Source organism: Rothia mucilaginosa (genome assembly GCF_001548235.1).
Lineage (GTDB): Bacteria > Actinomycetota > Actinomycetes > Actinomycetales > Micrococcaceae > Rothia > Rothia mucilaginosa_B.
Genome location: NZ_AP014938.1, coordinates 1,664,403 through 1,689,173 on the forward strand (window position 1 = coordinate 1,664,403; position 24,771 = coordinate 1,689,173).

Here is a 24,771-nt window from a genome sequence, read left to right on the forward strand (position 1 = left end):
CCTCATGAGTAGGACGTTCTCAGCGTATCAAAAATCCTAACCTTCAGGTAGAGATTTAAGGAATATGCAATGGGGTGAAAACAAAAGAATGGGGCGGGTTCCTAATCGGGAACCCGCCCCACACTCTTAACGCGTGCTCTCACGAATGCGCAGAAAAGACAGCCTAGACGCTCTCACGCGAGGCATGATGCTGCAACACCGCACCCGCAGCAACCGCATCCCGCTGAGCAGCCGCCCGCGCCGCACGAGCCTTAGCCCGCGCCTGATGCTGACGCTGACGACGCAACTCATCACGACCATCAATACGCATCTTCTTATCCACCGCATCCATCGAACGGTGACGCACAAACCGGCACGACGCACCCTCAACCGGCTGCGTAGTCTCCGTGAGCGTATCCAACACAGCCTTCAACGCATGACGGCTCGCCGCCGTCAACGCATCACGACTCGTACCGCCACGAACACCCACCGTACGCTTCGGCGTGAACAGCACACTCGCCCCACGCGGCACACCACGGTACGCCTCAAAAGACACCGAATCCACGCCCAGACGCTTAGCCATCACCTCAATAGCCGGCGGATTCTGATCCACACACACGAACTTACGGCCCAACTGAGCCGCCGCCGCACCCGTAGAACCAGAACCAGCGAAGAAATCCAACACCCAATCACCCGGGCGGGAACTCGCCGCAATCATACGACGCAACAGGCCCGTAGGCTTCTGCGTGGGATACCCCGTCTTCTCCTTACCCGTCGGCGACACAATAGTATGCCACCACACATCCGTAGGGAGCTTACCGCGAGAAGCCTTCTCCTCAGTCACCAAACCGGGAGCCATATACGGTTCACGATCAACCTCCGCAGTGTTGAAATAGTAGCTGCGGTGATCCTTCGCGTACACCAAAATATTATCGTGCTTCGTCGGCCAGCGGCGCGTAGACTTCGCACCGTAGTCATAAGCCCAAATCAGCTCATTAATGAAGTTCTCACGACCAAAAATCATGTCGCACATAATCTTCACATAATGAACCTCACGCCAATCCAGGTGCAGGTACAGGGTGCCGTCCTGCGCGAGCAGACGATGCGCCTGCTCAATACGCGGCGCTAGGAACGCCCAATAATCCTCGAACGAGTCGTTATAGCTCGCCAGAGTCTGCAGGGTGCTTGAATAGCTCTTGCCCTTAAAACCGGTGCGGTCACCCTTCTCAGAAGCCTCCGCGCTCAAAGTGCGGCGCGTCTGCTTCTTACCCGTATTGAACGGTGGGTCAATGTAAATCACGGTGAACGCACCATCGGGCAGCTCACGCAGATACTCCAGGTTATCTGCCTGCACCAGCAGCGACGGGCCCTGCGGATCGAAAACAGCCGAATCCGCGGGGTGCGCCTCAGCGGCAGGGGAGGGCGCGGCAGGCGTCGGGGATGCTGAAATACCCAACCCCGACCCTAGCCTTCAGAACCAGCACGGTCAGCGCCACGGCCCTTACCGCGAGAACCCTCAGCGCGAGAACCCTCAGTGCGAGAGCCTTCAGAGCGGCGGCGGGTGCGGCGGCGACCCTCACCCTCCACCGGCTGACCCTCAACACGGCGGGTACGGCGACGCTGACGAGGCGCACGCTCAGAACGCTCAGAAGAACGTTCGGTACGCTCGGATGCGCCCTGCTCGTTACGCTCTGCACGCTCAGCAGAACGCTCTGCACGCTCGGAACGGTCGGAACGCTCAGTGCGCTTGCGGCCCTCGGAGCGGCTACGGCGCTCGCCGCGGCCCTCACCGGAACGGCCCTCACGGCCACCGTCACGGGAACCGCGGGAACGGCGCGAACCCTTCTCACCGTCACGACCGCCAGAACGGCCACCGTCGCGGCCACCGCGAGAACGAGCCGGACGGCCATCACGAGAATCGCGGGCGCTCTCAAAGAACTCATCGCCCATGCCCTCAGCCACACGCTCCTCGCGCGGCAGGCGGCCCTTGGTGCCAAGCGGAATGTTCAGGTCGTAGAACAGGTGCTCAGAGGAAGAGTAGGTTTCAACCGGCTCGGGAACACCCAGCTCCAGGGCGTCGTTAATGACCTTCCATCGCGGCAGGTCATCCCAGTCAACCAGGGTCACGGCGGTACCCTCATTGCCCGCACGACCGGTACGGCCGGTACGGTGCAGGTAGGTCTTCTCATCCTCAGGCACGCGGTGGTTAATCACGTGGGTCACGTCTTCAACGTCAATACCGCGAGCCGCCACGTCGGTCGCAACCAGAATATCGACCTTGCCGGTGCGGAACGCCTTCAGCGCCTGCTCACGCGCGACCTGGTTCAGGTCACCGTGCAGGGGAGCGGCAGCGAAGCCACGGTTCACCAGCTCCTCCGCCACGCGGGCAGCATCACGCTTGGTCTTGGTGAAGATGACGGTACGGCCGCGGCCGGTAGCACGCAGAATGCGGCCAATCATCTCGTCCTTGTCCAGGTGGTGCGCACGGTAGACGACCTGGCGGATCGACGCCTTAGTCTTCGAGGCGTCCTCGGGGTCAGCGGCGCTAATGCGCATGGGTTTGGTCATGTACTGGCGTGCCATCGCAATGACCGGGCCGGGCATGGTTGCGGAGAACAGCATGGTCTGGCGGTCCTCGGGCAGGTAGCTGAGGATCTTCTCAACCGACGGCTGGAAACCCAAATCCAGCATCTCGTCAGCCTCATCGAGGACCACGATCTTGACCTGCTTCAGGTTCAGGAAGCCCTGCTGGTACAGGTCGATAATGCGGCCGGGGGTACCCACCGCAACCTCCAGGCCGCGGCGCAGCAGCTCAGCTTGAGGCTCAATCGGCACACCGCCGTACAGGGTGGCGACGCGGGCGTTGCGCAGCTTCGCAGCAATCGCCAGGTCCTCACCCACCTGAATAGCAAGCTCACGGGTCGGAACCAGGATCAGCGCCTGAGGTGCACCGGGGTACTCCAAATCAGCCCAACCCTCATCGTCGCGGCCGACCACACGCTGAATGGTGGGCAGACCAAAGCCGAGGGTCTTACCGGTACCGGTCTTTGCCTGACCGATGATGTCCTGGCCAGACAGAGCCACGGGAAGAGTCAGCTCCTGGATGGGGAAGGGGGAGGTAATGCCAACCGCCGCGAGGGCGTCGCTAATATCCTGGCGAACGCCGAAGTCGGCGAAGGACTTTGCAGTCTGAGTGGTTTCCTGCGTGTTCGTTTCAGTCACTGGACCGTATCTTTCTACCCCTGCTCGGGGTGTGTTTCTCCCCAGAATTGGGGGTGCACCAGCCAGCGCCCCTGCGGTGGAGGCGGTGACGGGCGGGCGTCGAAAGCCGGCCGCGGGAAATTCTTACACGGGAAATTCTTACCGAGACGCCGCCTGCACACATGGTTATTACTCATGGTTCATTCATGATGAGAAGGCGGTGCAGCCTCGGGGTCTTGAAAGGGGTACGACCGGTCATTCACTTAACCCCTCAATATTAACCCGGATTTGCTTCCGGCGCACCCCCGATCGGTTGTGGTGTGCGCCCGTGATGGGCGATATACCGCCCCAAAACCGGGTGCCGCGAGGTTTTCGCACGGGCGGTTTAAAACGCAAACCCCCGCATCCGGCACGGCGTAACCGTACGGCGCATACAGCGCACGCACATAGCGCATATAGCGCGGTTACGCATCATTGCGGATGCGGGGGAGAGCTAAAGCTAAGGGGGGAGTAGCTACCGAAGTAATTAGGCGCCGATACCGAAGCCCACGTGACGCTTCGCGTCGGAACCCAGCTCAACGTAGCCAATCTGAGCACCGGGAATCAGAGTGGTGTTGCCCTTATCGTCCATAATCTGCAGCAGCGAGCCATCCTCAATAGCCTTCGAGACCTTCTCCATGAGGATTTCCTTAGCCTCACTGGTCTCAACAATAATTTCACGAGCAATGTGGCGAACGCCAATCTTGATTTCCATGAGTCTCCTCGCAGAATAGTCCGGCGCCGCTATGCGTGCGCACGGAAAGAAACTTACCTTACTTAGCTTCTACTCTAGCGCGCATGAACTAGCCGACGCCATGAACAGGCACCGCTTCGCCGGGGGCTAATAAAATACTCCACCGACGAACACCAACAGCAAACGCAAAACACAGAAAAACGTGGCGGGGAAGAGGAGGCTCTTAAGAGTCCTCCACCTGAATACCGTAGAGGGTCTCCAGCGCCTGCACGTAATCCTCCGTGCGGCCCTCTGCCGCAAGCTTCTTGGCGCGCACCGTCGGGGTGTGCAGCAGGGACTTCACCATGCGGCGCATCGCCAGCTCAAACTGCTCCGTCGCCGCACCGCAACCAAACTGGCTACGCACCTTCTCCAGCTCGGAATCCAGCACAGCCATAGTGTGCGAGCGCAACGCAACAATCGCGGAGTCAATCGTGCGGGAACGCTGACGAGACAGGAACGCCGTAAGCTCAGACTCCACGATGCGGGTAGCCGTCGCCACGGACTCCTCGGTTTCCTCGGGGGCGGCAAGACGCACCGATTCGAGGGTAATCAGCTCAACGTTCGGCAGGTCAGCGACCGAGGGATCAAAGTCACGCGAAAGAGCCAGGTCGAGGATCGTGTGGTGACCGGCCGGAATCTGCTCGGGAAGCAACGGATCGGAACCGCCGGAGCAGCCAATAATGACGTCGGCAGAAGCCATCGCCTGCTCCATGCCGTCCACCGGCACCGCAGAAACCTCGCGCTTTGCCGCGAACTCGGCGGCACGACCCGAACGGGAATTGACCCAAATATCGGTGCAACCGCGCTCGCGCAGCGCCGCAATGGTTGCGCCCGCGTAAGCACCCGTACCAAAAATCAGGGCGCGGCGGGTTGCCCAATCCTTTTCGGCAACCTCATCCGCAAGATCGAGGGCAACAGATACGATGGAGCGGCCCTGAGCGCCAAGTGCCGTATGCTGACCCACCTGACGAGCGGTATGCGCCGCATGTTCAAATAGCTGAACCAGCTCACCGGGAAGGGGCACGCCGTCCTCTTGAGCCTTCGCCTGCGCGGCAGCCAGGGCGCGGCGCACCTGACCGGCGATTTCACGTTCGCCGACCACGGCAGATTCCAGGCCGGAGGCGACCGTCAGCAGGTGGCGTGCGGCCTCGTCATCGGCGTACACATCGAAGCTGGAATTGACCAGTTCTTTGTCCAGCCCGGAGGTGCGCGCAATAGAGTCGACAATCAGCTCACGAACCATGGGCACATGGGCGGATACGTGTAGCTGAACATACATTTCAAGACGGTTACAGGTGGCAAGAACGACTGCACCCTTCACGCCCAGCTGACGCGCCATATCGCTCGCCAGAACATCGGGTACGCCGGAGGCACCGGCGCTCAACGCAGCGACGGTGGTCAGATCAACGGTGTGGTGCGATGCCACAAATGCATAAGTACTCACTAGAGATTAATCATAACCACGCCGACTAAGCCCCTGTAAAGCTCACAGAACCTAAGTTCATGGCTCCACGTGGCTTAGTGGGCGCCACATAGTGGACAGGAGGCGGGGGTATCCGCCGGGGCGTTGGCGGGGTGCTGGCGGCAATTCAAAAGCGCCGGCAGGGGAGAACGTGCCGGAATGTGAAGGGGCGTATTCGGTGCTTTACCTGCGTATTCGCCGCGCAAATCTCCGCGCAAACGGGCGCAAACAGATGGCAAGCAGAAGCCTAACAGGTGTGAACTAAGGTGTCCCTCACCACTAAGGAAGCCACCTTTAGGTAAAAGTCGCCATGACATAGTGTCGCAAAAACGCCCTCATAAACCTGTCACACTAGACACTATGAGCGAAAACCAGCACACCACCCTCGCATCGGATAAGGGCACCGCATCGGCTGCCGCACAGGCACCCGCCCTGCCCGCACACCCCACCGACGCCCAGCGACCCCTGCTCACCGACGAGCAGCTCGCACACCTCCCCGCCAACCACCCCCTGCGCGCAGGCACCGCCGCCGACTCGCCCATGCTCCGCGCCCTCACCGGCCGCCCCTCCAGCCACCGACCCGTCTGGTTCATGCGCCAGGCAGGCCGCTCCCTGCCCGAATACCGCCAAGCGCGCGAAGGCATCCCCATGCTGGACGCATGCCTTACCCCCGACCTTGCCGCAGAAATCACCGTGCAGCCCGTCCGCCGCCACAAGGTCGACGCCGGCATCTTCTTCTCCGACATCGTCATCCCCATGAAGCTTGCGGGCGTCAACGTCGACATCGTGCCCGGTAGGGGCCCCGTACTCGACCAGCCCGTACGCACCCTCGACGAGGTGCGCGCCCTGCCCGAACTCAAAGACAGCGACCTCGACCCCATCCGCGAAGCCGTCGCCGCCACCGTAGAAATGCTCGGCGACACCCCGCTCATCGGCTTTGCCGGAGCCCCCTTCACCGTCGCCGCCTACATGGTCGAAGGCGGCCCCTCCCGCGACCACCTGCGCCCGCGCACCATGATGCACGCCGACCCCGCCGCCTGGCACGAACTCGCCGCCTGGGCAGCCCGCACCGCAGGCCAGTTCCTGCGCGCACAAATCGAGGCGGGCGCATCCGCCGTGCAGCTCTTCGACTCCTGGGCAGGCTCCCTCGGCGAAGGCGACTACCGCCGCTACGTGCAGGCACACTCCGCAACCGCCCTCGACATGGTGCGTGAATACGGTGTGCCGCGCATCCACTTCGGCACCGGCACCACCGCCCTGCTGCCCGCCATGCACGAAGCCGGCGCAGACGTCATCGGCGTGGACTATCGCCTGCCGCTGTCCGCAGCGAACACCCTGCTCAACGGCGCCGTACCCCTGCAGGGCAACATCGACCCGGCACTGCTCGCCGCAGGTAGCGAAAACCTCTACGCACACGTAGACGAAGTGCTCGCCGAAGGTAGTGCCGCCCCCTCGCACGTGGTCAACCTCGGCCACGGCGTACCCCCGACCACCGACCCGCAGGTGCTCACCGACCTCGTGGCGTATATCCACGAGAAAACGGCACGCTAAGGCAACGGACCCGCGGGGCTAACACATATCAGCGCCGCGGGCCCCCCAACAACCACCGCGCCCGCTGATAAAGCCAACACCACAGGGCAGACCCGCAGACAGACCAAAGGAGAACCACCATGGGCCAGCACACCAACCAGGCACCGCACCGGACCACGCAGGCCAGCTCCTCCACCGCGCCCTCCTCCGCTGCACCCTCCTCCATCGCGCCCCAGACCGCACGAGCATTCACCCGCAACGAGAAGGTGCCCACCGCCATCGTGATCGGTGGCGGCCCCTCCGGCCTCATCTCGGCACGCCGCCTCGCCGCGGCCGGCATGCGCGTTACCCTGCTCGAGCAGAAGCACCACCTCGGCGGTGCCGTCGGTGCCCACGAAGTTGGCGGCCTGCTCCTAGACTCCGGCGCCGAATCCTTCGCAACCCGCAGCCCCATCGTCAGCGATCTTGTCAAAGAACTCGGCCTGGGCGACCAGATCGTCACCCCCAACTCCTACGGCTCCTGGCTGTACCTGCCGCAAGGCGCCCGCCGCACCCCCAGCACCGGCATCATGGGCATCCCCGGCAACGTCAACGACAAGTCCCTCATTCCCGTCATCGGCAAGAGCGGCCTGCGCCGCGCCCAGGTGGACAAGTTCCTGCCCGTATCCGCTAGCGAAAACGCGAAGACCCTCGGCGAGCTCGTGCGCATCCGCATGGGTCAGAAAGTGCTTGACAACCTCGTCGCCCCCGTCGTCTCCGGCGTGTACTCCACCCACCCCGACAAGCTCGACGTGGATGCCACCATCCCCGGCCTGCGCGCGGCACTGCGTAAGCACCGCTCCCTCTCCGCAGCAGCGGCAGCCTTCCGCTCCGCAGCACCGGCGGGCTCTCAGGTGGCAGGTATCATCGGCGGCATGAACCAGCTCTCCGAACGCCTCGTCGAGGAGCTCTACGCCGCCGGTGTTCGCATCGTCACCGGATTCGACGTCATCGCCGTAGACCGCGATGAATCCACCGGCCAGTGGTTCATCATCCAGCGCCACACCACCGATGGCGAAAACACCCCCCTCTACGCCGACTACCTGGTAGTCGCCACCGACGGCCCGACCGTAGCCCGACTCATTGGCCCGCACGTCTCCACCGCGCTACCCGCCCTGGAACCCGGCCCCGAAGTCGCCCTCGTCACCCTCGTCGTTGACGCACCCGATTTGAACAAGCACCCGCGCGGCACCGGTCTGCTCGTCTCCGAAGAAGCAACCGCCGTCCGCGCCAAGGCCCTCACCCACGCCACCGCCAAGTGGCAGTGGGTCGCCGACGCAGCAGGACCCGGCCGCCACGTCGTACGCCTCTCCTACGGCCGCGGCGGCGAAGACTCCCGCTTCTCCGAAGTCGCACTCGCCGACGAGCAGCTCATCACCCTCGCCCTGCGCGACGCCACCCGCATGATGGATGTTGCCCTCACCCACCGCAATCTCGTCGACGCGGACGTCGTACGGTGGCGCGGCGTACTGCCCGCTTCCACCCCCGGCCACCGCAAGCGCGTGCAGGATTTCCGCGACCGCGCCAGCGAACTGGGCACCCTCAGCACCGTCGGCTCCTGGGCCGCCGGATCCGGCCTAGTCCTCACCGTCAAAGACACCTACGAGCAGATGGACCAGCTGATCTACCACGCCGCGCAGAACTGGGAAGGCGTCACCTCCCCGAAGGTTGCAACCGCGAAGTAGACGGCACCGCAACGGCAGAAGCTCAGCCAACAACTCAGCTCAGCCAACAACAAAGCCAAAAAATTGAGAAAACGCGCAGCTACGGAAGCCGCGCCTCCAGCACAGCGAACCCTCGCTGAAGAAAGGAACACACAATGTCTCACGATCACGCAGCACACGGCCACGGCGGCGCACACGGTGCACACGGTCAGGGCGGCTACACCCACCCCGGCCACGGCTACGGCGGCGCACCCAAGGGCTACGCAGTCCAGCACTCCGCAGCTGACGAAAACCGCCGCGGCCGCGAAGAAGGCGAAACCCTGCACTACGCCCTCTACACCGTGTTCGCACGCTCCGGCGCACGCCCCGCAGAGTCCAACACCGACGAGGCACGCGCAGAATTCGAGAAGGTCGCCGAGCAGCTCGCAGCCGACGGCGTGACCCTGCGCGGCATCTACGACGTCTCCGCAATGCGCGACAACGCAGACATCATGATCTGGACCCACGGCGAGAGCCCCGAAAAGCTGCAGGCAGCAGTCCGCAAGATCCGCCGCACCGCACTCTTCGCAGGCACCACCATCGTCTGGTCCACCATGGGTGTACACCGCGAAGCAGAATTCACCCGCAACCACGCACCCGCCTACGCACGCGGCAAGGCACCCGAAGCATGGGTCTGTGTCTACCCCTTCGTACGCTCCTACGACTGGTACTACATGAACCCCGAACGCCGCGCAGAAATGCTCAAGAACCACGGCATGAAGGCAATCGACTTCCCGCAGATTCTGGCGAACACTGTCGCAACCTTCGGCATGAACGACTACGAGTGGGTCCTCGCCCTCGAAGCACCCCAGCTCGTTGACCTGGTCGACATGATGCGCCACTTCCGCAACACCGAAGCACGCCTGCACGTGCGCGAAGAAACCCCCTTCTACACCGGCCGCCGCATCGGCGCAGACGAAGTGGCAGAGGTCCTGGCGTGAGCCATCAGCCGAACAACGGCGTAACCCTCAACGGCACGCTCCTGCCGGACGATGTGGTACCCAACCGCACCGACCCGGCGAACACCGCCTCCAACGGCCCCGCCGCGCTCAACGAGCAGACCCTCGGCGACTACCGAAGCGAACGCAGCATCACCCGTGAACGTGCCGAAGAGGCACGCCCCTACGACCTGGTGATTCTCTCCTCCTTCGGCGGCCCCGAGGGGCAGGAGGACGTCATCCCGTTCCTGCGCAACGTAACCGCTGGCCGCGGCATCCCGGACGAGCGCCTCGAAGAGGTCGCCACCCACTACCGCGCCAACGGCGGCGTCTCGCCCATTAACGAGCAGAACCGTGCCCTGCTCGCCGCACTGCAGCAGGCGCTCGCCGAACGCGGCCCGCACGTCCCGATCACCTGGGCGAACCGCAACTGGAAGCCCTACGTGAAGGACGTGCTCGCCGAAGCCTACGAAAACGGCCACCGCAACGTGCTCGTGCTGGCGACCAGCGCCTACCCCGGCTACTCGAGCTGCCGCCAGTACCGTGAAGACTACGGTGTGGCGATTGAGCAGCTCGGCCTGGAAGGTCGCGTGCACGTGGGTAAGATCCGTCAGTTCTTTGATGTGCCTGGCTTCTCCCGCGCTTTCGCTGACGGGCTGAAGGACGGGCTCGCCACGGTGCGTGAGCAACTCGCCGCACGCGATAGCGGTTCGCCGAACCCGCGCCTGCGGATTATGTTCTGCACCCACTCGGTGCCGACCTCCGCGGCGAACGAGGCAGGCCCGCGCGGCGTGAACTACGAGGGCGGCTCCGCCTACGTGGAGAAGCACCTGCAGGTTGCCCGCGCCGTGCTTTCGCTGGTTCGCGACGAGGCTCCGGAGCTTCTGCAGAACGTCGAGTGGGAGCTGGTGTACCAGTCCCGTTCCGGCCCGCCGTCCATGCCGTGGCTCGAACCGGACGTCAACGACGCCCTGGAGGCGCTACCCACCCCCGCCAACCCGTCGGAGGACGGCGAAGCCCCCGTGGAAGGCGTCGTGCTGGTGCCCCTCGGCTTCGTCTCCGACCACATGGAAGTCAAGTGGGACCTGGACACCGAGGCGCTGGACACCTGCGAGCGCCTGGGCGTGGTCGCTGTGCGCACCCCCACCCCCGGCACGCATCCGGCGTACGTGGAGTCGCTGCGCCGCCTGATTGAGGAGCGCGTGGAGAACAGTGTTTCAGCCGACCTGCGCCCCGCACGTGAGAGCGTCCTCGCCCCGAGTGCGAGCGGTCAGTACGGCTGGTTCGACGAGTGCGAACCCGACTGCTGCAAGCCCGGTCGCGGTGCGCCGAAGCCGGTGGTTGCAGAATATGCGCCCGCCGTTTCGGAGGACGCCACCTCTGCCGCAACCGCTGCTGAAACCTCTGCCCGCCGCTCCGGTGGCTGCGGCTCCGGCGGATGCTACTCCCACTAACACCACCCCTGTAGCTCCGGCTCGCCCCAACACCCCAGACGAGGGTGCGCGGGCGGGTCGGAGCGCACGTGCCTACGGGCTATCACACACATCACTGATAAGGAGAGATATGAGCCATCACGAGTACATCTTGGGCACCCGCGGGTCTGCTCTCGCCCTGACCCAAAGCCGTATCGCTGCTGAAACCGTCACCTCCCTCTACACCGAACACCAGGCACACCACGGCGCTGCAGATGCTGACGGCGCCGCAGATGCCGAGGTCGTAGACTTCACCCTGCGCACCGTCAAAACCGAAGGCGACATGCTCACCGGACCCCTGGCGACCCTCGGCGGCACCGGCGTATTCGCGGCGGCACTGCGCCAGCGTCTGCTCGACGGTGAGAACGCCTCCGAAGAAAACCGCGTGGACATGGCAGTACACTCCCTCAAGGACCTGCCCTCTGCACCCTGCCCCGGCCTGGTCATTGCCGCAACCCTCAAACGTGAAGACCCCCGCGACGCCCTCGTAGCACGCGACGGCCTGACCCTCGACACCCTGCCCACCGGCTCCCGCGTGGGCACTGGCTCACCCCGCCGCGCCGCCCAGCTACGTGCACTGCGCCCCGACCTTGAAATCGTGGACATTCGCGGTAACGTGGGCACCCGCATCGGCCGCGTGAAGGGTCTTGAAGAGCACGCCGGCAAACAGGTCGTGCTCCGCCAGAACACCGAAACTTCCGAACGAGCCGACCACGGTGTAGGCACCGAACGCAGCGGTGACTGCGACGCCGTGGTGCTCGCAGTCTCCGGGCTCAAGCGCCTGGGCAAGGAAGAACTCATCACCGAGTACATGGACCCCACCCGCATGCTGCCCGCCCCCGGCCAGGGTGCGCTCGCCCTGGAAGTGCGTGAAAGCGAGTTTGAGAACCCGGACCCCGCCGCGCTCACCGACCCCGAGATGGCACGCCCGGTCCGTGCCCTGGGTCGTGCTCTGCTCGCCGCAAACCACTACGAAACCCGCCTCGCCGTCAGCGCCGAACGTGCCCTGCTACGCCGCCTCGAAGCCGGATGCGCCGCCCCCATCGGCGCCTACGCGCAGGTGGTTGAGGGCGACCTGGTGCTCAACGTTGTGGTGGCATCCCCGGACGGCACCGACATGCTGCGCCACACCTCGGCAACCGCCGAACTGGATGTGCCCGGCGCCGAACGCCTGGGCGTGCGTGTAGCAGAAGACCTGCTGCAGATGGGCGCCGCCGCACTGGCCGGATTGGATTTGAAGTAGGCATCATGTCTGCCTCGTGTTCTGAATCCCCACAGGCTGAATCCCCGCGCACGGTTCTGCTGACCCGCTCCGCCATCCAGGGCGCTGCCTTTGCCCGCGCCCTCGCCGAGGAATGCGCACAGAATGGGTTGGGGGAGTGCCGGGTACTCTTCGCCCCACTACAGCAGGCACGCACCGTCGAGCCGGGCGAAGACCACACCGCCGCGCTGGAAGCGCTCGCCTCCGGTCAGTACGCGTGGGTGAGCTTCACGAGCGCCAACACGGTTCGCGCCTGCGCTGAGCTGTGGGGTGACGACTTCGCCCGCGCCTGCGCGAGTGGGGGAGTGCGCATCGCCTGCGTGGGTGCGGCAACCGCCTGCGCCGTGCACACCCAGCTGGGGCTGGGCACGGATTTTCAGCCGCAGGTGCAGAGCGCCGCCGGTATGCTCGCGGAGTTCGAACAGCCTGTAGCCGGTGCCGCCGCCGTGCTGGTTCTGGAAGGCTCCAACGCCCGCCCGACCCTGCGCGAAGGCCTCAAAAACCTGGGCTGGGACAGCCGCCGCTGCGTGCTCTACGACATGGTGCCCGCCGAGCAGGTGGCGCCCGGCGAGCTGAGCCTCAGCGCCGCCCGCGCGCTCGTGCAGGGGAACACCATAGATGCACCCGCGCCGGAAAGCCCCGCGCCGGATGTGCTGGTGGTGACCGCCCCCTCCCGCCTGCACGCCCTGCTGGACGGCGCACCCGCGCTAGCGCCCGAATCGGTGCCGCCCGAGCCCGTGCCGCCTGAATCGGTGCCGCCGGTGGTGGCGATTGGGGCGAGTACCGCCTCCGCATGCCGCGCCCTGAACCTGCGTTATGTGCAGGCCGATTCGCCCTCCCCGCAGGATTTGGCGCGCGCCGCCGTATCCCTGATTTAGGCGCATCCTTCATCTAAGATTTCACATTATTTCGAAAGAACTTTTCAGGAGAGATCATGAACCTCACCCGCCGCCCGCGCCGCCTGCGCACCACCGCAGCCATGCGCTCCCTCGTCGCTGAGACCACTCTGCGCCCCGCGCAGCTGATTCAGGTGTTCTTCGTTCGCGACGGCATCGACGAACCGCAGCCGATTCGTTCGATGCCCGGTCAGTACCAGCACACCCTGGAGAGCATCATCCCCGCCGTGCGTGAGGCGTACGAGGCGGGCATCCGCTGCATTGACCTGTTCGGTATTCCCCGCGATGAGGATAAGGACGAGGTCGGCTCGACCGCCTGGGATCCGCAGGGCATCCTGAACCGTGCGATTGCGGTGTGCCGTGAGGAGTTTGGCGATGACCTGGTGGTTATGGCTGATACCTGCCTGGATGAGTTCACGAGCCACGGCCACTGCGGTGTGCTGGTTGATAACGGCCACGGTACGCCCGTGGTGGATAATGACGAGACTGTGGAGCTGTACTGCAAGATGGCGGTTTCGCAGGCGCGTGCGGGTGCGCACACCGTTTCGCCCTCGGGCATGATGGACGGCCAGATTGCGGCGATGCGCGCAGCCCTGGACGAGGCTGGCTTTGAGGATGTGTCGATTCTGGCGTATTCGGCGAAGTACGCTTCGGCGTTCTTTGGCCCGTTCCGTGACGCGGTGGAGTCCAGCTTCACGGGTGACCGTAAGACGTATCAGCAGGATCCGGCGAACCGCCGCGAGTCGCTGCTGGAGGTGCGCGCTGACCTGGAGGAGGGCGCGGATATGGTGATGGTGAAGCCTGCCGGCAGCTACCTGGATATTGTGCGCGAGGTGGCGGAGTTTTCGCCGGTGCCGGTGGCGGCGTATCAGGTGTCGGGCGAGTACGCGATGATTGAGGCGGCTGCGGCGAACGGCTGGATTGACCGTAAGGCTGTGGTGTTGGAGTCGCTGCGTTCGATTCACCGCGCCGGTGCGGACGTTATTCTGACCTATTACGGTACGGAGGCGGCAGGCTGGCTCCGCGAGCTGGACGCATAACCCCCTCCCACTTTTAATGCCGAGAAGCCACATGCTGTTCGTACAGCATGTGGCTTCTCGCCGTTTTATTCTTGTTCTTCGCTGACTGGCTTGTACCCGAGGGAGGTGCACACAACGTTGCCGTTGGTGAAGTATTCTGCGAGTTTCTCCCGGTCGGCGGGGGAGCGCAGGTCTGCCCAGCGTTCCTGCTCAAGGTAGAACGCAATCTGGGAGGTCAGGCAGACGACCCGCTCATCGTGCACCGCCACAATGTGCCTGCGCAGCCACGGCATGCGCTGAGCGAGGTTCGGCGGGATCTTGGACGGCACCTTGATCTCTATCTGCCATTGCGACGGTTCGTAGAAGGTCGGTTTGATCTGTTCGGGGTTCTTCGGGAAGACGCAGAACTCTTCAATGTCGGGGTAACTGTACTTCTTCGCGGGCAGGAAAAGCCGCCCGACGTAGAACGAATCGGGGTTAAACAGCAAGTAGACCTTCAAATAATGCCAACGCAACGCTAGCGCCGCTGCGGCTGTAACCGCCAGCATAATTGAGGCACCACCGATAGGCATTGGCGGGGTGTACAAAAGCGTCCAGCCTACCAGCGAGTAGAAGAAAACGATGAGAGCCACAACCAACACAAAGTGGGTTTCAACGTAGAAATCATTCTTTGCTCGAACCGGTTTAGCTTGAGGATGAGCCCCATTCGGCACAGCAAAAATGTTTAGACGCATCAATGCTGCGCTATAGATTTGAGGCAATCCGGCTGTGACGTCATCCGTATCGATGCTGCGGGCTTTGCGCCAGGTGCGGCGCCCCGAACGTGCACCCACGAACACCATGTAGAACGGCAACAACAGCGCCGGTAGCAGAATGCCATTATGGGCAATATCTGTGTACAGACGAAAGATGGATCGTGCGACAAGGCATGCCCACACATACATGAGCACGTGGAACCACGCCTCAATCGAGGAGATACCGTATACGCTATCGATTTCTTTGCGGGCGCGGGTGAGGTTAGAGCGCAGTTTATGTTTTGGTAGCGGGTTACCCTCCAGGGAGCGACGTTCGGCATACCTCATTGCATTGTTGACGGGAGAGCCGTAACGGGCGATGTAGAGCTCTTTTGCTTTCTCCGTGGTGATGGTTGCCGGATGGGTGATAGCGGGCACTACGCATAACCCTATGTAAACGATAAAGGCGATGAGCCATATGTAGCGTACTGGCTCTAGGGGCATCCCCAAAGCGCTTAGCTCCATGAATTGTCCTCTCTACGTTGTCGGTGATGGTGTGTTCGTGATGGTGTGTCTACGGTGCTGAGAAGCCACATGTGTTTCGAAAAGCAACATAAAACGTGGCTTCTCGAAACACATGTGGCTTCTCGCGGTATAAGAGCGGTATGTAGGCTGCAGGTTTACTTGTACTGCGCCTTCTGGAAGGACGCGCGGCGTGCCGCCTCCTCCGCATGCTTACCGGCAGGCTTGTAACCCATGGTCGTGCAGATAACTCGGCCGTCCACGAAGTACTTCGCCAACATTTCACGGTCCGCCGGCGAGTCCAGCTGCGCCCAGCGTCCCTGCTCAATGTTGAACGCAATCTGCGCCACCAAACAATCAATCTGGTGATCATTCAGCGAATAGTTGTGCTTGCGGCCGCCCGGAAGCAGAATCTCCAGCCTCCACTGGCTCGCATCCTTCGGGTTCAGATTAATCGCGTCCGGGTTCTTCGGGTACACGCGGAACGCGCGAACATCCGAGTAGGGGCGGGACTTCGCCGGAAGGAGCAGACGCCCAGCCTGGAACGAATCCGGGTTGAACAGCACGTAATCGCGGTTATACATCAGCAACATAATCATCAGCGGAATGTACGCCGCCGCCAAGAACCAAGAAGCATGACCGATATAAATCGCTTCCCAATCCTCGTCGATGCTCCAGCCCGCCAGCGAAGTCAGGAAGACCGCGGCGAGCAGGAACGCAATGCCGTTGAGTACCCAGTAGACGGTGCGGTCGTCACGAATCGGCTCCACACCCGGCACGGTGCTACGCACACGGAACGGGGCGCTCAGCTTACCCAGCGTCGCCGAGTAGATGCGCGGCATGCCCAGCGCACGGTCGTTTTCACTGTAGCCGCGCGCGGTACGCCAGTGACGGCGACCAAAGCGCGCACCCAGGTACACCATGAGGAACGGCAGAAGCAGCGCCGGCAGCACAACGCCGTCGTACACGATATCCCAGTACAGGGTGAAAATTGAGACCGCCACAATCCAGCCCCACAGGTACATGACCACGTGGAACCAGCCGCTAAACACGCCGGCGCCCTCAATGGAATCCAGCTTCTTCTTCGCCTTCTTCGTGGCGCTACCCTTGCGGGAGGAGCTCAGCGGCGCACCCATCGCGGTGCGTTCCGCGGTGGCGCGGCGCGCCTCATCAACGGGCGAGCCGGACACCTCAAGGTACAGTTCGGCAGCCTTCTCCTTCTTGATGGGCACCGGGTAGGCGATATCCACCAGCAGGCACAAGCCCACGTACACCATGAAGGCAATCAGCCACACGTCGCGTAGCTGCTCCATGGGCAGTCCCAGAGCGCTCAAATCCATGAGCCGCTCACCTCCTTACTTCTCCCGGACTCTACGCGGAGGCAGCCGTGGCGGCTGCAGCCGGAAGAGCCGAGATGATACGGTCCATCGCCTCATCGTCGTGGGCGGCAGAAACGAACCACGCCTCGAATGCGCTCGGCGGCAGGTACACGCCGGATTCGAGCATGGAGTGGAAGAACGCGTTGTAGCGGCTGGTTGCCGAGGCCTTGATGTCGGCGTAGTTGTGCACGCCCGCCTCGGAGGTACCAAACGCCACCGAGAAGAGGTTACAGGCGCTCTGGATGGAGTGGTCCACACCGGCGGCGTTGAACGCCTCGGTCAGAGCCTGCTGCAGCTGGGCGCTGCGCGAATCCAGGTGCGCATAGACGGCGGCATCAGCCAGGGTCAGGGTCGTAATACCCGCCGCGACGGACAGCGGGTTACCGGAGAGGGTACCAGCCTGGTAGACGGGGCCGACCGGCGCCAGGTGCTCCATGACCTCACGCTTACCGGCCAGCGCCGCGATGGGCATACCGCCACCAATGACCTTGCCGAACGTGAAAATATCGGGAACCCAGCCGCCATCCTCGGGAGCAGCGTAACCCCAGTAACCAGCCGAAGACACACGGAAACCGGTCAGCACCTCATCAAAAATGACGAGCGCACCGTTCGCGTGAGCAATCTCGTGCAGGCCACGGTTGAAACCGGGCTCGGGGGTCACCACACCCATGTTGCATGGCGCCGCCTCAGTAATAATTGCGGCAATCTGACCCTCATGGTTCGCGAACGCCTCACGCACAGCGTCCAGGTCGTTATAGGGCAGAACAATGGTCTCAGCGGCGGTTGCGGCAGTCACGCCAGCAGAACCCGGCAGCGCCAGGGTCGCCACACCCGAACCAGCCTCGGAAAGCAGCGCATCCACGTGACCGTGGTAGCAGCCCGCGAACTTAATAATCTTGTCGCGACCGGTCACACCACGCGCCAGACGGATTGCAGTCATGGTCGCCTCAGTACCGGTGGACACCATACGCACCTGATCAATCGCACCGGGAATCGCCGCGTTAATACGGTTGACCACCAGCTCAGCCAGCTCAGCCTCCGGCGCGCTCGCCGCACCAAAGGACAGGCCGCGCTCAGCCGCCTGCTGAACCGCCTCAACCACCTGCGGATGCGCGTGACCCAGAATCGACGGGCCCCACGAGCAGACCAGGTCAACGTACTCGTTGCCGTCCGCATCGTACAGGTACGCGCCCTTAGCCTTCGCCGCAAACGCAGGGGTGCCGCCCACAGAATTGAAAGCACGCACCGGGGAATTCACGCCGCCGGGAATCACCGCGCGAGAACGCTCAAACAGCTTCTCGCTGGCTTCGTGGTGCAGCGGGTGGGTAGAGGAAGGAGTCATCGTATCGGTGCCTTTCAACAGAGACGGCGAACTAAAGAATTACAGGGGACGATGCGCACCAGGCAACGGAGCCTGCACGCTATGAGCGTCCCGTACCTAACCATCATAGGCGCTACAGATGAACCGCAGGTGACAAGCACCTGAACGTACCGAAAGGTGACGATAAAACACAACAGACAAGTTAGGTAACAGAAAGAAGAATAAGGCGGCTAACGCAGGTGCCGGTCGGTATCCAGACGGTTCAACACCTGAGTGTCCTGATCGAACAGCCAGTTCTTATCAAAGAGCAGACGCACAAACGCCAGGCCCATACCCAACGCCATGAAAATCAGTAGGGACTGCACAAAACCGGTCGCCGCCGAATACATGTCACCGCTCGCAAAATGCGACATGGAACGGTAGAACAGCACACCCGGAACCATCGTCACCACCGCCGGAACCGACAGGGAAATACGCGTGTACTTACGCTGATGCAGCGGCGCCACAATCTCAGCCAAAATACCCACACCAAACACGGCAATCGTCGCCGCCATATGCGCGGGCATACCCGCCTCCACCATGTGAATACGGGCGGGGTTCGCCACCGCAGCAATCACGCCACCCCACACGCACGCCACCGGGGAGGCGGCAAAAAGCATCGCGAAGCCAGCCGCCGCAACACCCGAAGAAAGCACCTGCAACACCAAATACAGGGTCGGGTCAAGGTTAAGAGGAGCCGGGGAAGCCAATGGCAGGTGGAACAGCGAACCCAACAGCCACACCGCAAACGACGCGCTAATCAGCAGCAAACCCACATACGTCAGACGTGAAATACCCGCCAAAAAGTCCATACGAGAAATATCGAGCATGCCCGTCACCATCGGGAAACCCGGCACCAAGAACAGCACCGACGAAATAAAACCAATCATATGGTTCGGGCTAACCCAACCCGCTGCAACCAGCACATTAACAACCGCAATGTACAGACCCGCCGCCAGGAAACCACACGCCATCCACGTCGCCATGTGGCTCACCCCGCGCTTGAGCAGAGTCGAACGCAAATACTGACCGGCACCCGCCGCCAAGAACACGACCGAGCACTCCACCAGACCGCCACGGTTCAGAAACGCGAACCCGGCACACGCAACAGCCGACGCCAACGCCAGCATCCACGGGGTGTACAGAGGCTTCGCCGAATCGATACGGTCCAGCTCGGCGTTTGCCTCAGCCGGGGTGATCTTCTCGGGAAGCTCAGAAATGAACTTACCCAACTGATCCAGCTTATGAGCGTTAATGCCCATCGTGCGCTGCTCAGCGACCTCAGTACGGAAATTACCCTCCGTGTACGAAGAAGTCGAAATCTCGGTGAAGGTCACCTGCGCGTGATGCTCCTTCAACCCCACAGCCTTCGCTAGGCGCGCCATCGACGCCTTAATACGGTAGGCGCTCGCACCCGACTTCATCAGGATGCGGCCCAGGCGGAGCACCACCTGAGACTGCGCCACCAAATGCTCATGCGCCAGGCGGGTAGAACCCAAATAAATACTGCGCGTATTAGTGTCAGGGTACGGCTCGGTAGTGCGGGGCTGATCATCCATGAGAGGCCTTCCGGGTCGTGCTATTCACATGCTATTCGTTGCAGGTGCGGTCACCTTCTAGCATAGGGGAGAAGCCCCGGAGGGGATAGCGTCAGCCCGTCAGTAAAGGCGAGATATGTTGGGTAGCTGGGGGAAGAGTGAGAGTGAGTTTAGCGGCGCAGTTTTAGCGGCGTACCGGCCAGCGGCCGTCAATGACCTCAGATTCCTTACCCGGCTGCGTACGCAACCACGCCTGGAAGCTCGCCGCCTGCTCCGCCGCCCACTGAATCTGCTGCTCGTGCAGCTGGCGCGCATCCACGTTGAGAACTTGCGGGAACTGCTCGGTCAGCTTCACCAGCAGACGCTCCGCCGCCAGGGCATCATCAGCGGAAGTATGCGCATTCTCCAGGGAGACACCGTACTCGGCGGCAAGAACCTCCAGGGTACGCTTGCCGCGCTTGCGCGGAATCACGTGCTTATGCAGAACATACGGGTCGAGCACCACACCCGGCGGCAGCTCACCGTTGGCAATATTGTGGCGCAGCATCTCGTGGTGCAGCACCGAAAAATCGTAGGCGGCATTGAACGCAATAATCGGCACGCCGTCAAGGTTCAGCGCACCAATCGCGCCGGCAAGCTCCCACACGACCTCGCGGGCGGGACGACCGTGCTCACGCGCGTACTCAGTCGTAATACCGTGCACGGCGGCGGCACCGGCAGGGATCTCAACGCCGGGGTCGGCAAGCCACTCGCCACGGCGCACCACATTACCCTGAGGATCCAGCAGAATCAGGGAAGCAGTCACGATGCGGGCGGTGGTGACGTCCACACCGGTGGTTTCAAGGTCAAAAGTGGCGCGCAGGCCGTTCATCCAGGTCATGCTATAAGACTAACCCAGCGGGGCAACGGGCGCGCGCCCGCAGGTCATGCAGCTGTGGATAAGCCCCCCGACAGGGCAGCATATTAAGCCCCGGGAGAGGCATATCAACAGCCGACGAGCCCGAATAACAGCCGACAAGGTACAAGCGCGCTCCAGCCGATAGACTGAAACCATGACAACCCAACTTCTCACCGGCATCCCCGGAACCGGTAAAACCCACCACCTCACCGAACGCGCCCTGCGCTACCTCGCCGACGGCAACGACCCCGCCCGCCTGCTCATCCTCGCACCCACCCGCACCGCCGCAACCCGCATGCGAGACACCATCGCCGCATCCAGCGACCGAAGCCTCTCCGTAGCACCCACCCGCGCCTGGGCAGCATACGCCTTCGACCTGCTCAAACGAGCCCAAACCCGCGGGCTACTCAGCGGCGTAGAAGGCAACCTCAAACTCCTCTCCGGCCCCGAACAAGACGTCATCATCGGCGAACTACTCGCCAACCACGCCGAAGGCATCGCACCCGGCCCCGCCTGGCCCGACGTACTCCGCGACGCCCTCGCAACCCGCGGATTCCGCCACGAAATCCGCGACTTCTTCGACCGCATGGCAGAATACGACCTCACCGCCGAAGACGTACACGCCCTCGCCACCGAACACAACCAGCCCGCCTGGCACGCCCTCGCCCAACTGCACACCGAATACCGTGCCGTGCGAGCCCTCCGCGCCAAAAACGCCTACGACCCGGCAGTACTCATCAACGACGCCTGCCGGCTACTGCTGCGCGCTCCCGAATTCCTCGCCGAAGAACGCCGCCGCTACGATCTGATCCTCATCGACGACGTGCAGGAACTCAGCCCCTCCATCTACCGGCTGCTGCGGCTCATCGCCGCAGAAGTCGCCCCCGCAGACGCTAAGCACCTGACCGAAACCCACCCCGACCTCTTCGCAGAAGGTCCCCAGGTTGTCATGACCTACAGCGACGAAGCCGTGGTCCAGGGCTTCCGAGGCGCCCGCCCCGACCTCGTCACCACCCTGCAGGCAAGCTTCCCGAGCATGCGCACCCGCACGCTCACCACCTCCTACCGTCTGCCCGCACTCATGATGCCGCTCGTGGCGGACATTCGCCGCCGCCTGCCGCGCTACACCCGGTTCGTGCCGCTCACCGCCGAACAGGAAGGGGTCAAGAACGGCGCGAAGGAGGGGGTAAAGAATGGTGCACCCGCAACCTTTGGACGTATCAACACCACCCCCGCCGACGAAGCCCTCACCTGGGGTGCCGCCGACGAACCGCTGCTGCATTTGGGCGCCGACGGCAAAATCCTCGACCCCGCGCACTACCGCACCGCACCCGCCGGCGTGTATAAGTATGCGCTTTCCAGCTCTCAGGACGAGGCGAACCTCATCGCCCAAATGCTGCTCGAAGAACGCATCTACGGCAACCACCCCTACCGCGAGTCCGCCATCATCGTGCGTAGCAGCGCGGACGTGGCGCGCATCCGCCGCGTGCTCTCCTCGAACGGCATTCCCTCGCGTACCTCCGCGGCGCTCGTGCCGGTGCGTGACGAGCCCGCCGTACGCCCCTTCCTCGACGCGCTCAGCCTGCTCGTCTACGCCCGCAAGCGCGGCGAGAAGGCACTGAACCCCGCCGTGCACATGCCCGCTGCAGAAGGTGTGGAGTCGGGGGAGCGTGGCGGCTACGAGGCCCTCAGCGCAACCGAAGCTGAAGAACTCATGCGCCGAAGCCTCGATGACGTCATCGCCGAAGAAAGCCGCGCCAACCCCCTCGGCGGCGCGCAGAGCGCCATCACCCTGCTCACCTCCCGACTCGGTGGCGCATCCAGCATGGACGTGCGACGACTCCGCCAGCAGCTGCGATCCATCGAACTGCAAAGCGGCGGCCACCGCCCCAGCGACGACCTGCTCCTCGGCGCCCTGCTACACCCCGAAACCCTCCCCGAAGAGGGCGTAGGACGCGCCGTGCACCGCATCGCAGCCGTGCTCTCCGCCGGACGTAAAGCACTCGCGCGCCCCGAATCTACTAGCACCGAAGTGCTCTGGGCGCTCTGGGAAGCCAGCGGCCTCGAAAAAACCTGGATCGCCCAGACACGCAACGCAGGCCCCGACGCGGACGCCGCCCACCGCAACCTCGACGCCATGATCGGACTCTTCGAAGCCGCCGACCGTTTCGACGAGCAGATGCGCGGCGCCGGTGCCGAACAATTCCTCGACTTCATCGACGCGCAGGACCTGCCCATGGATACCCTCGCTGCCCGCGGCGTACGCCAAGATGCGGTCGAGATTCTCACCCCCGCGCTCGCTGCCGGTCAGTCCTGGCGCACCGTATATGTATGCGGTCTGCAGGAAGGCACCTGGCCCAACACCACCGTGCGCGGCTCCCTGCTGAGCACCGGCGACCTTACGGACCTGTGCGACGCGCGCATCCGCCAGCGCGCCCAGCAGGCAGAACAGCAGGCGGGGGAGGGCAAGCAGCCTGTGCCGCCCGCCCGCATCCGCAGCTACCCCGAACGCGTGCGCGACACCCGCCACGACGAGCTACGCATGTTCGCCGTCGCCGCCACCCGCGCCAGCACCCGCCTCGTGCTCACCGCCGTGCGCAACGACGACCAGGCACCCGGCGAGTTCTTCGACTTCGTGCTGCCCACCGACGCGGTCGGTGACTCCACGGACGTACCCATCACCCGCGTGCGCCGCCCCGCCACCCTGCGTTCCCTGGTGGCGGAGCTTCGCCGCACCCTCGTTGAGGAGTCGCTGAACGCGATGCGCGCCGAAGACGCTCAGGGCGGCGCGCAGATGCACAACGCACCGGAGGAGGACGCGCTCACCCCGGAGGCTTCCGCGTACCGACTCGATGCCGTCTCCCGCACTCTGGCGCGCCTGGCGAATGCGCAGGCACCCGGTGCCGCACCCGACGAGTGGTGGGGTCTTCTGCCGCTTTCTAGCGCGGAGCTGCTCTTTGCGCACCGCCCGGCAGGCCACGCTGAGGACGAAAACCACAGCGAAGAGTCTGCTGAAGAACAGGCTGAAAAGCCGAGCCGCCGCACCATTGCGCTCTCGCCCTCACGCCTGGAAACCATCCACAGCTCCCCGCTGGACTGGCTGGTTTCCGCCGCCCGCGCGGAAGCCCAAACCGACCTGTCCCGCTCCCTCGGCACGCTCATTCACGCCATCGCCGAGGAGTACCCGACCGGCACCCTTGAAGAGCTCCAAACTGCCCTCGACGAGCGCATTAGCTCCCTCGGCGTGCCCGCCCGCAAGGACGATGAGACCGACGAAGAGTACCGCGAGCGCGTGCCCTGGGAATCCTACGCCCTCTACGAGCGCGCCAAGCGCATGATTCTGCGCCTGAGCTACTACTACCGTCAGCACATGGGCGACGCCGGCTGGCAGAACCTCGGTGTTGAAGGCTCCTTCTCGGTGCGTGTGCCCGTGCCCTTCGACCCCGCCGGTGAAGTCGGCGAGCTGGATGCGCTGCTCACCGGCCGCGTGGACCGCCTCGAGGGTACCGCCCCGGCGGAGGACGGCACCCGCCGCTACGCCATTGTTGACCTGAAAACCGGCAAGTCTAAGCCGACCGGGTCGGAGATGGAGACACATCCGCAGCTTGCCGCCTACCAGATTGCGGTGGAGGCTGGCGCGGGTGAGCAGCTGGAGGAGCGTTACCGCGCCGAAGCCGCCGCCCTACAGACGGGCGAACCGCTACCGGATGCCCGCCCCCGGGAGCTGGAGTACACCGGCTATACGGGTCGTTCCGGAGGCGCGGCGCTCGTGCAGCTGGGCGCCTCGGGCGTGAACGATGAGAGCAAGACTCGCCTGCAGGTTCAGCCCGCTCTGACGGAGCACGATTCGTGGGCGGCTGAGCTGGTGCAGCACGCAGCGGAGCTGATTGCTGGCTCGCAGGTGCAGGCTCGTCACCGTGAGGGCGGCTACGGGTGCCGCCTGCCGGAGATTTGCCCGATTTGTACGCGCGGCCGCCAGGTGACGCAGCCCTAGTAGTCGCGTACCCTACGTTTACTTTCGATATCACTCACCCCGAACCTCCCATGAGAATGATCCATGAGGAA

The 24,771-nt window shown here is 63.5% G+C and carries 17 protein-coding genes; 8 read left to right on the forward strand and 9 right to left on the reverse strand.

Translation table 11 applies throughout. The features are described from left to right. Positions 1–163: 163 nt before the first annotated feature. From RM6536_RS06585 to RM6536_RS06600, 4 genes are all read right to left on the reverse strand, one after another. On the reverse strand, positions 164–1,435 hold the full coding sequence (locus tag RM6536_RS06585) for a DNA-methyltransferase (RefSeq protein ID WP_060824510.1): 1,272 nt from the start codon (positions 1,433–1,435) through the stop codon (positions 164–166). Between the two features lie 8 nt (positions 1,436–1,443). Further along, positions 1,444–3,201, reverse strand: a complete 1,758-nt coding sequence (locus RM6536_RS06590; protein ID WP_060824511.1) for a DEAD/DEAH box helicase — start codon at positions 3,199–3,201, stop codon at positions 1,444–1,446. Between the two features lie 505 nt (positions 3,202–3,706). After that, a complete protein-coding gene (locus RM6536_RS06595) occupies positions 3,707–3,934 on the reverse strand; it encodes a DUF3107 domain-containing protein (RefSeq protein WP_060824512.1) in 228 nt (75 codons plus the stop codon). Between the two features lie 202 nt (positions 3,935–4,136). Beyond that, positions 4,137–5,399, reverse strand: a complete 1,263-nt coding sequence (locus RM6536_RS06600) for a glutamyl-tRNA reductase (protein WP_060824513.1) — start codon at positions 5,397–5,399, stop codon at positions 4,137–4,139. 378 nt (positions 5,400–5,777) lie between these two features. Here RM6536_RS06600 and hemE point away from each other — a divergent pair, with 378 nt between their 5' ends. From hemE to hemB, 7 genes are all read left to right on the forward strand, one after another. Continuing rightward, entirely contained in the window at positions 5,778–6,968 is a 1,191-nt protein-coding gene (gene hemE / locus RM6536_RS06605; RefSeq protein ID WP_060824514.1) for a uroporphyrinogen decarboxylase, read from the forward strand. Between the two features lie 119 nt (positions 6,969–7,087). Further along, a complete protein-coding gene (hemG, locus tag RM6536_RS06610) occupies positions 7,088–8,671 on the forward strand; it encodes a protoporphyrinogen oxidase (protein WP_060824515.1) in 1,584 nt (527 codons plus the stop codon). 134 nt (positions 8,672–8,805) lie between these two features. After that, on the forward strand, positions 8,806–9,630 hold the full coding sequence (gene hemQ, locus RM6536_RS06615) for a hydrogen peroxide-dependent heme synthase (RefSeq protein ID WP_060824516.1): 825 nt from the start codon (positions 8,806–8,808) through the stop codon (positions 9,628–9,630). Then, positions 9,627–11,081, forward strand: coding sequence for a ferrochelatase (locus RM6536_RS06620; protein ID WP_060824517.1), 1,455 nt, complete (start codon positions 9,627–9,629; stop codon positions 11,079–11,081). Before hemQ ends, RM6536_RS06620 begins: the two co-directional genes overlap by 4 nt. 109 nt (positions 11,082–11,190) lie before the next feature. Then, on the forward strand, positions 11,191–12,342 hold the full coding sequence (locus RM6536_RS06625; RefSeq protein WP_060824518.1) for a hydroxymethylbilane synthase: 1,152 nt from the start codon (positions 11,191–11,193) through the stop codon (positions 12,340–12,342). 5 nt (positions 12,343–12,347) lie between these two features. Further along, a complete protein-coding gene (locus RM6536_RS06630) occupies positions 12,348–13,238 on the forward strand; it encodes a uroporphyrinogen-III synthase (protein ID WP_060824519.1) in 891 nt (296 codons plus the stop codon). A gap of 56 nt (positions 13,239–13,294) precedes the next feature. After that, positions 13,295–14,296, forward strand: coding sequence for a porphobilinogen synthase (gene hemB, locus RM6536_RS06635; RefSeq protein WP_060824520.1), 1,002 nt, complete (start codon positions 13,295–13,297; stop codon positions 14,294–14,296). Between the two features lie 65 nt (positions 14,297–14,361). On the opposite strand, the gene RM6536_RS06640 is transcribed toward hemB, so the two are convergent. From RM6536_RS06640 to RM6536_RS06660, 5 genes are all read right to left on the reverse strand, one after another. Further along, positions 14,362–15,447, reverse strand: coding sequence for a transcriptional regulator (locus RM6536_RS06640; RefSeq protein ID WP_231917947.1), 1,086 nt, complete (start codon positions 15,445–15,447; stop codon positions 14,362–14,364). A gap of 242 nt (positions 15,448–15,689) precedes the next feature. Further along, positions 15,690–16,871: a hypothetical protein gene (locus RM6536_RS06645; RefSeq protein ID WP_060824522.1), complete on the reverse strand. Its 1,182-nt coding sequence runs from the start codon at positions 16,869–16,871 to the stop codon at positions 15,690–15,692. A 31-nt stretch (positions 16,872–16,902) separates the two neighbouring features. Beyond that, entirely contained in the window at positions 16,903–18,252 is a 1,350-nt protein-coding gene (hemL, locus tag RM6536_RS06650; RefSeq protein ID WP_060824523.1) for a glutamate-1-semialdehyde 2,1-aminomutase, read from the reverse strand. 209 nt (positions 18,253–18,461) lie between these two features. Further along, positions 18,462–19,829, reverse strand: a complete 1,368-nt coding sequence (locus RM6536_RS06655) for a threonine/serine ThrE exporter family protein (RefSeq protein WP_060824524.1) — start codon at positions 19,827–19,829, stop codon at positions 18,462–18,464. A 163-nt stretch (positions 19,830–19,992) separates the two neighbouring features. Then, positions 19,993–20,688 (reverse strand): 3'-5' exonuclease, encoded by a 696-nt coding sequence (locus RM6536_RS06660; protein ID WP_049337874.1) that lies wholly within the window; start codon positions 20,686–20,688, stop codon positions 19,993–19,995. A 172-nt stretch (positions 20,689–20,860) separates the two neighbouring features. On the opposite strand from RM6536_RS06660, the gene RM6536_RS06665 reads away from it, so the two are divergent. Next, a complete protein-coding gene (locus RM6536_RS06665) occupies positions 20,861–24,700 on the forward strand; it encodes a UrvD/REP family ATP-dependent DNA helicase (RefSeq protein WP_060824525.1) in 3,840 nt (1,279 codons plus the stop codon). Positions 24,701–24,771 lie beyond the last annotated feature (71 nt).

Bases quoted from the DNA above. Each gene is read 5' to 3' on its own strand.
- hemG (WP_060824515.1), top strand. From the start codon at position 7,088: ATGGGCCAGCACACCAACCAGGCACCGCACCGGACCACGCAGGCCAGC.
- hemL (WP_060824523.1), bottom strand. From the start codon at position 18,252: ATGACTCCTTCCTCTACCCACCCGCTGCACCACGAAGCCAGCGAGAAG.
- hemB (WP_060824520.1), top strand. From the start codon at position 13,295: ATGAACCTCACCCGCCGCCCGCGCCGCCTGCGCACCACCGCAGCCATG.
- hemE (WP_060824514.1), top strand. From the start codon at position 5,778: ATGAGCGAAAACCAGCACACCACCCTCGCATCGGATAAGGGCACCGCA.
- RM6536_RS06655 (WP_060824524.1), bottom strand. From the start codon at position 19,829: ATGGATGATCAGCCCCGCACTACCGAGCCGTACCCTGACACTAATACG.
- RM6536_RS06595 (WP_060824512.1), bottom strand. From the start codon at position 3,934: ATGGAAATCAAGATTGGCGTTCGCCACATTGCTCGTGAAATTATTGTT.
- RM6536_RS06630 (WP_060824519.1), top strand. From the start codon at position 12,348: ATGTCTGCCTCGTGTTCTGAATCCCCACAGGCTGAATCCCCGCGCACG.
- RM6536_RS06660 (WP_049337874.1), bottom strand. From the start codon at position 20,688: ATGACCTGGATGAACGGCCTGCGCGCCACTTTTGACCTTGAAACCACC.
- RM6536_RS06665 (WP_060824525.1), top strand. From the start codon at position 20,861: ATGACAACCCAACTTCTCACCGGCATCCCCGGAACCGGTAAAACCCAC.
- RM6536_RS06625 (WP_060824518.1), top strand. From the start codon at position 11,191: ATGAGCCATCACGAGTACATCTTGGGCACCCGCGGGTCTGCTCTCGCC.
- RM6536_RS06645 (WP_060824522.1), bottom strand. From the start codon at position 16,871: ATGGATTTGAGCGCTCTGGGACTGCCCATGGAGCAGCTACGCGACGTG.
- hemQ (WP_060824516.1), top strand. From the start codon at position 8,806: ATGTCTCACGATCACGCAGCACACGGCCACGGCGGCGCACACGGTGCA.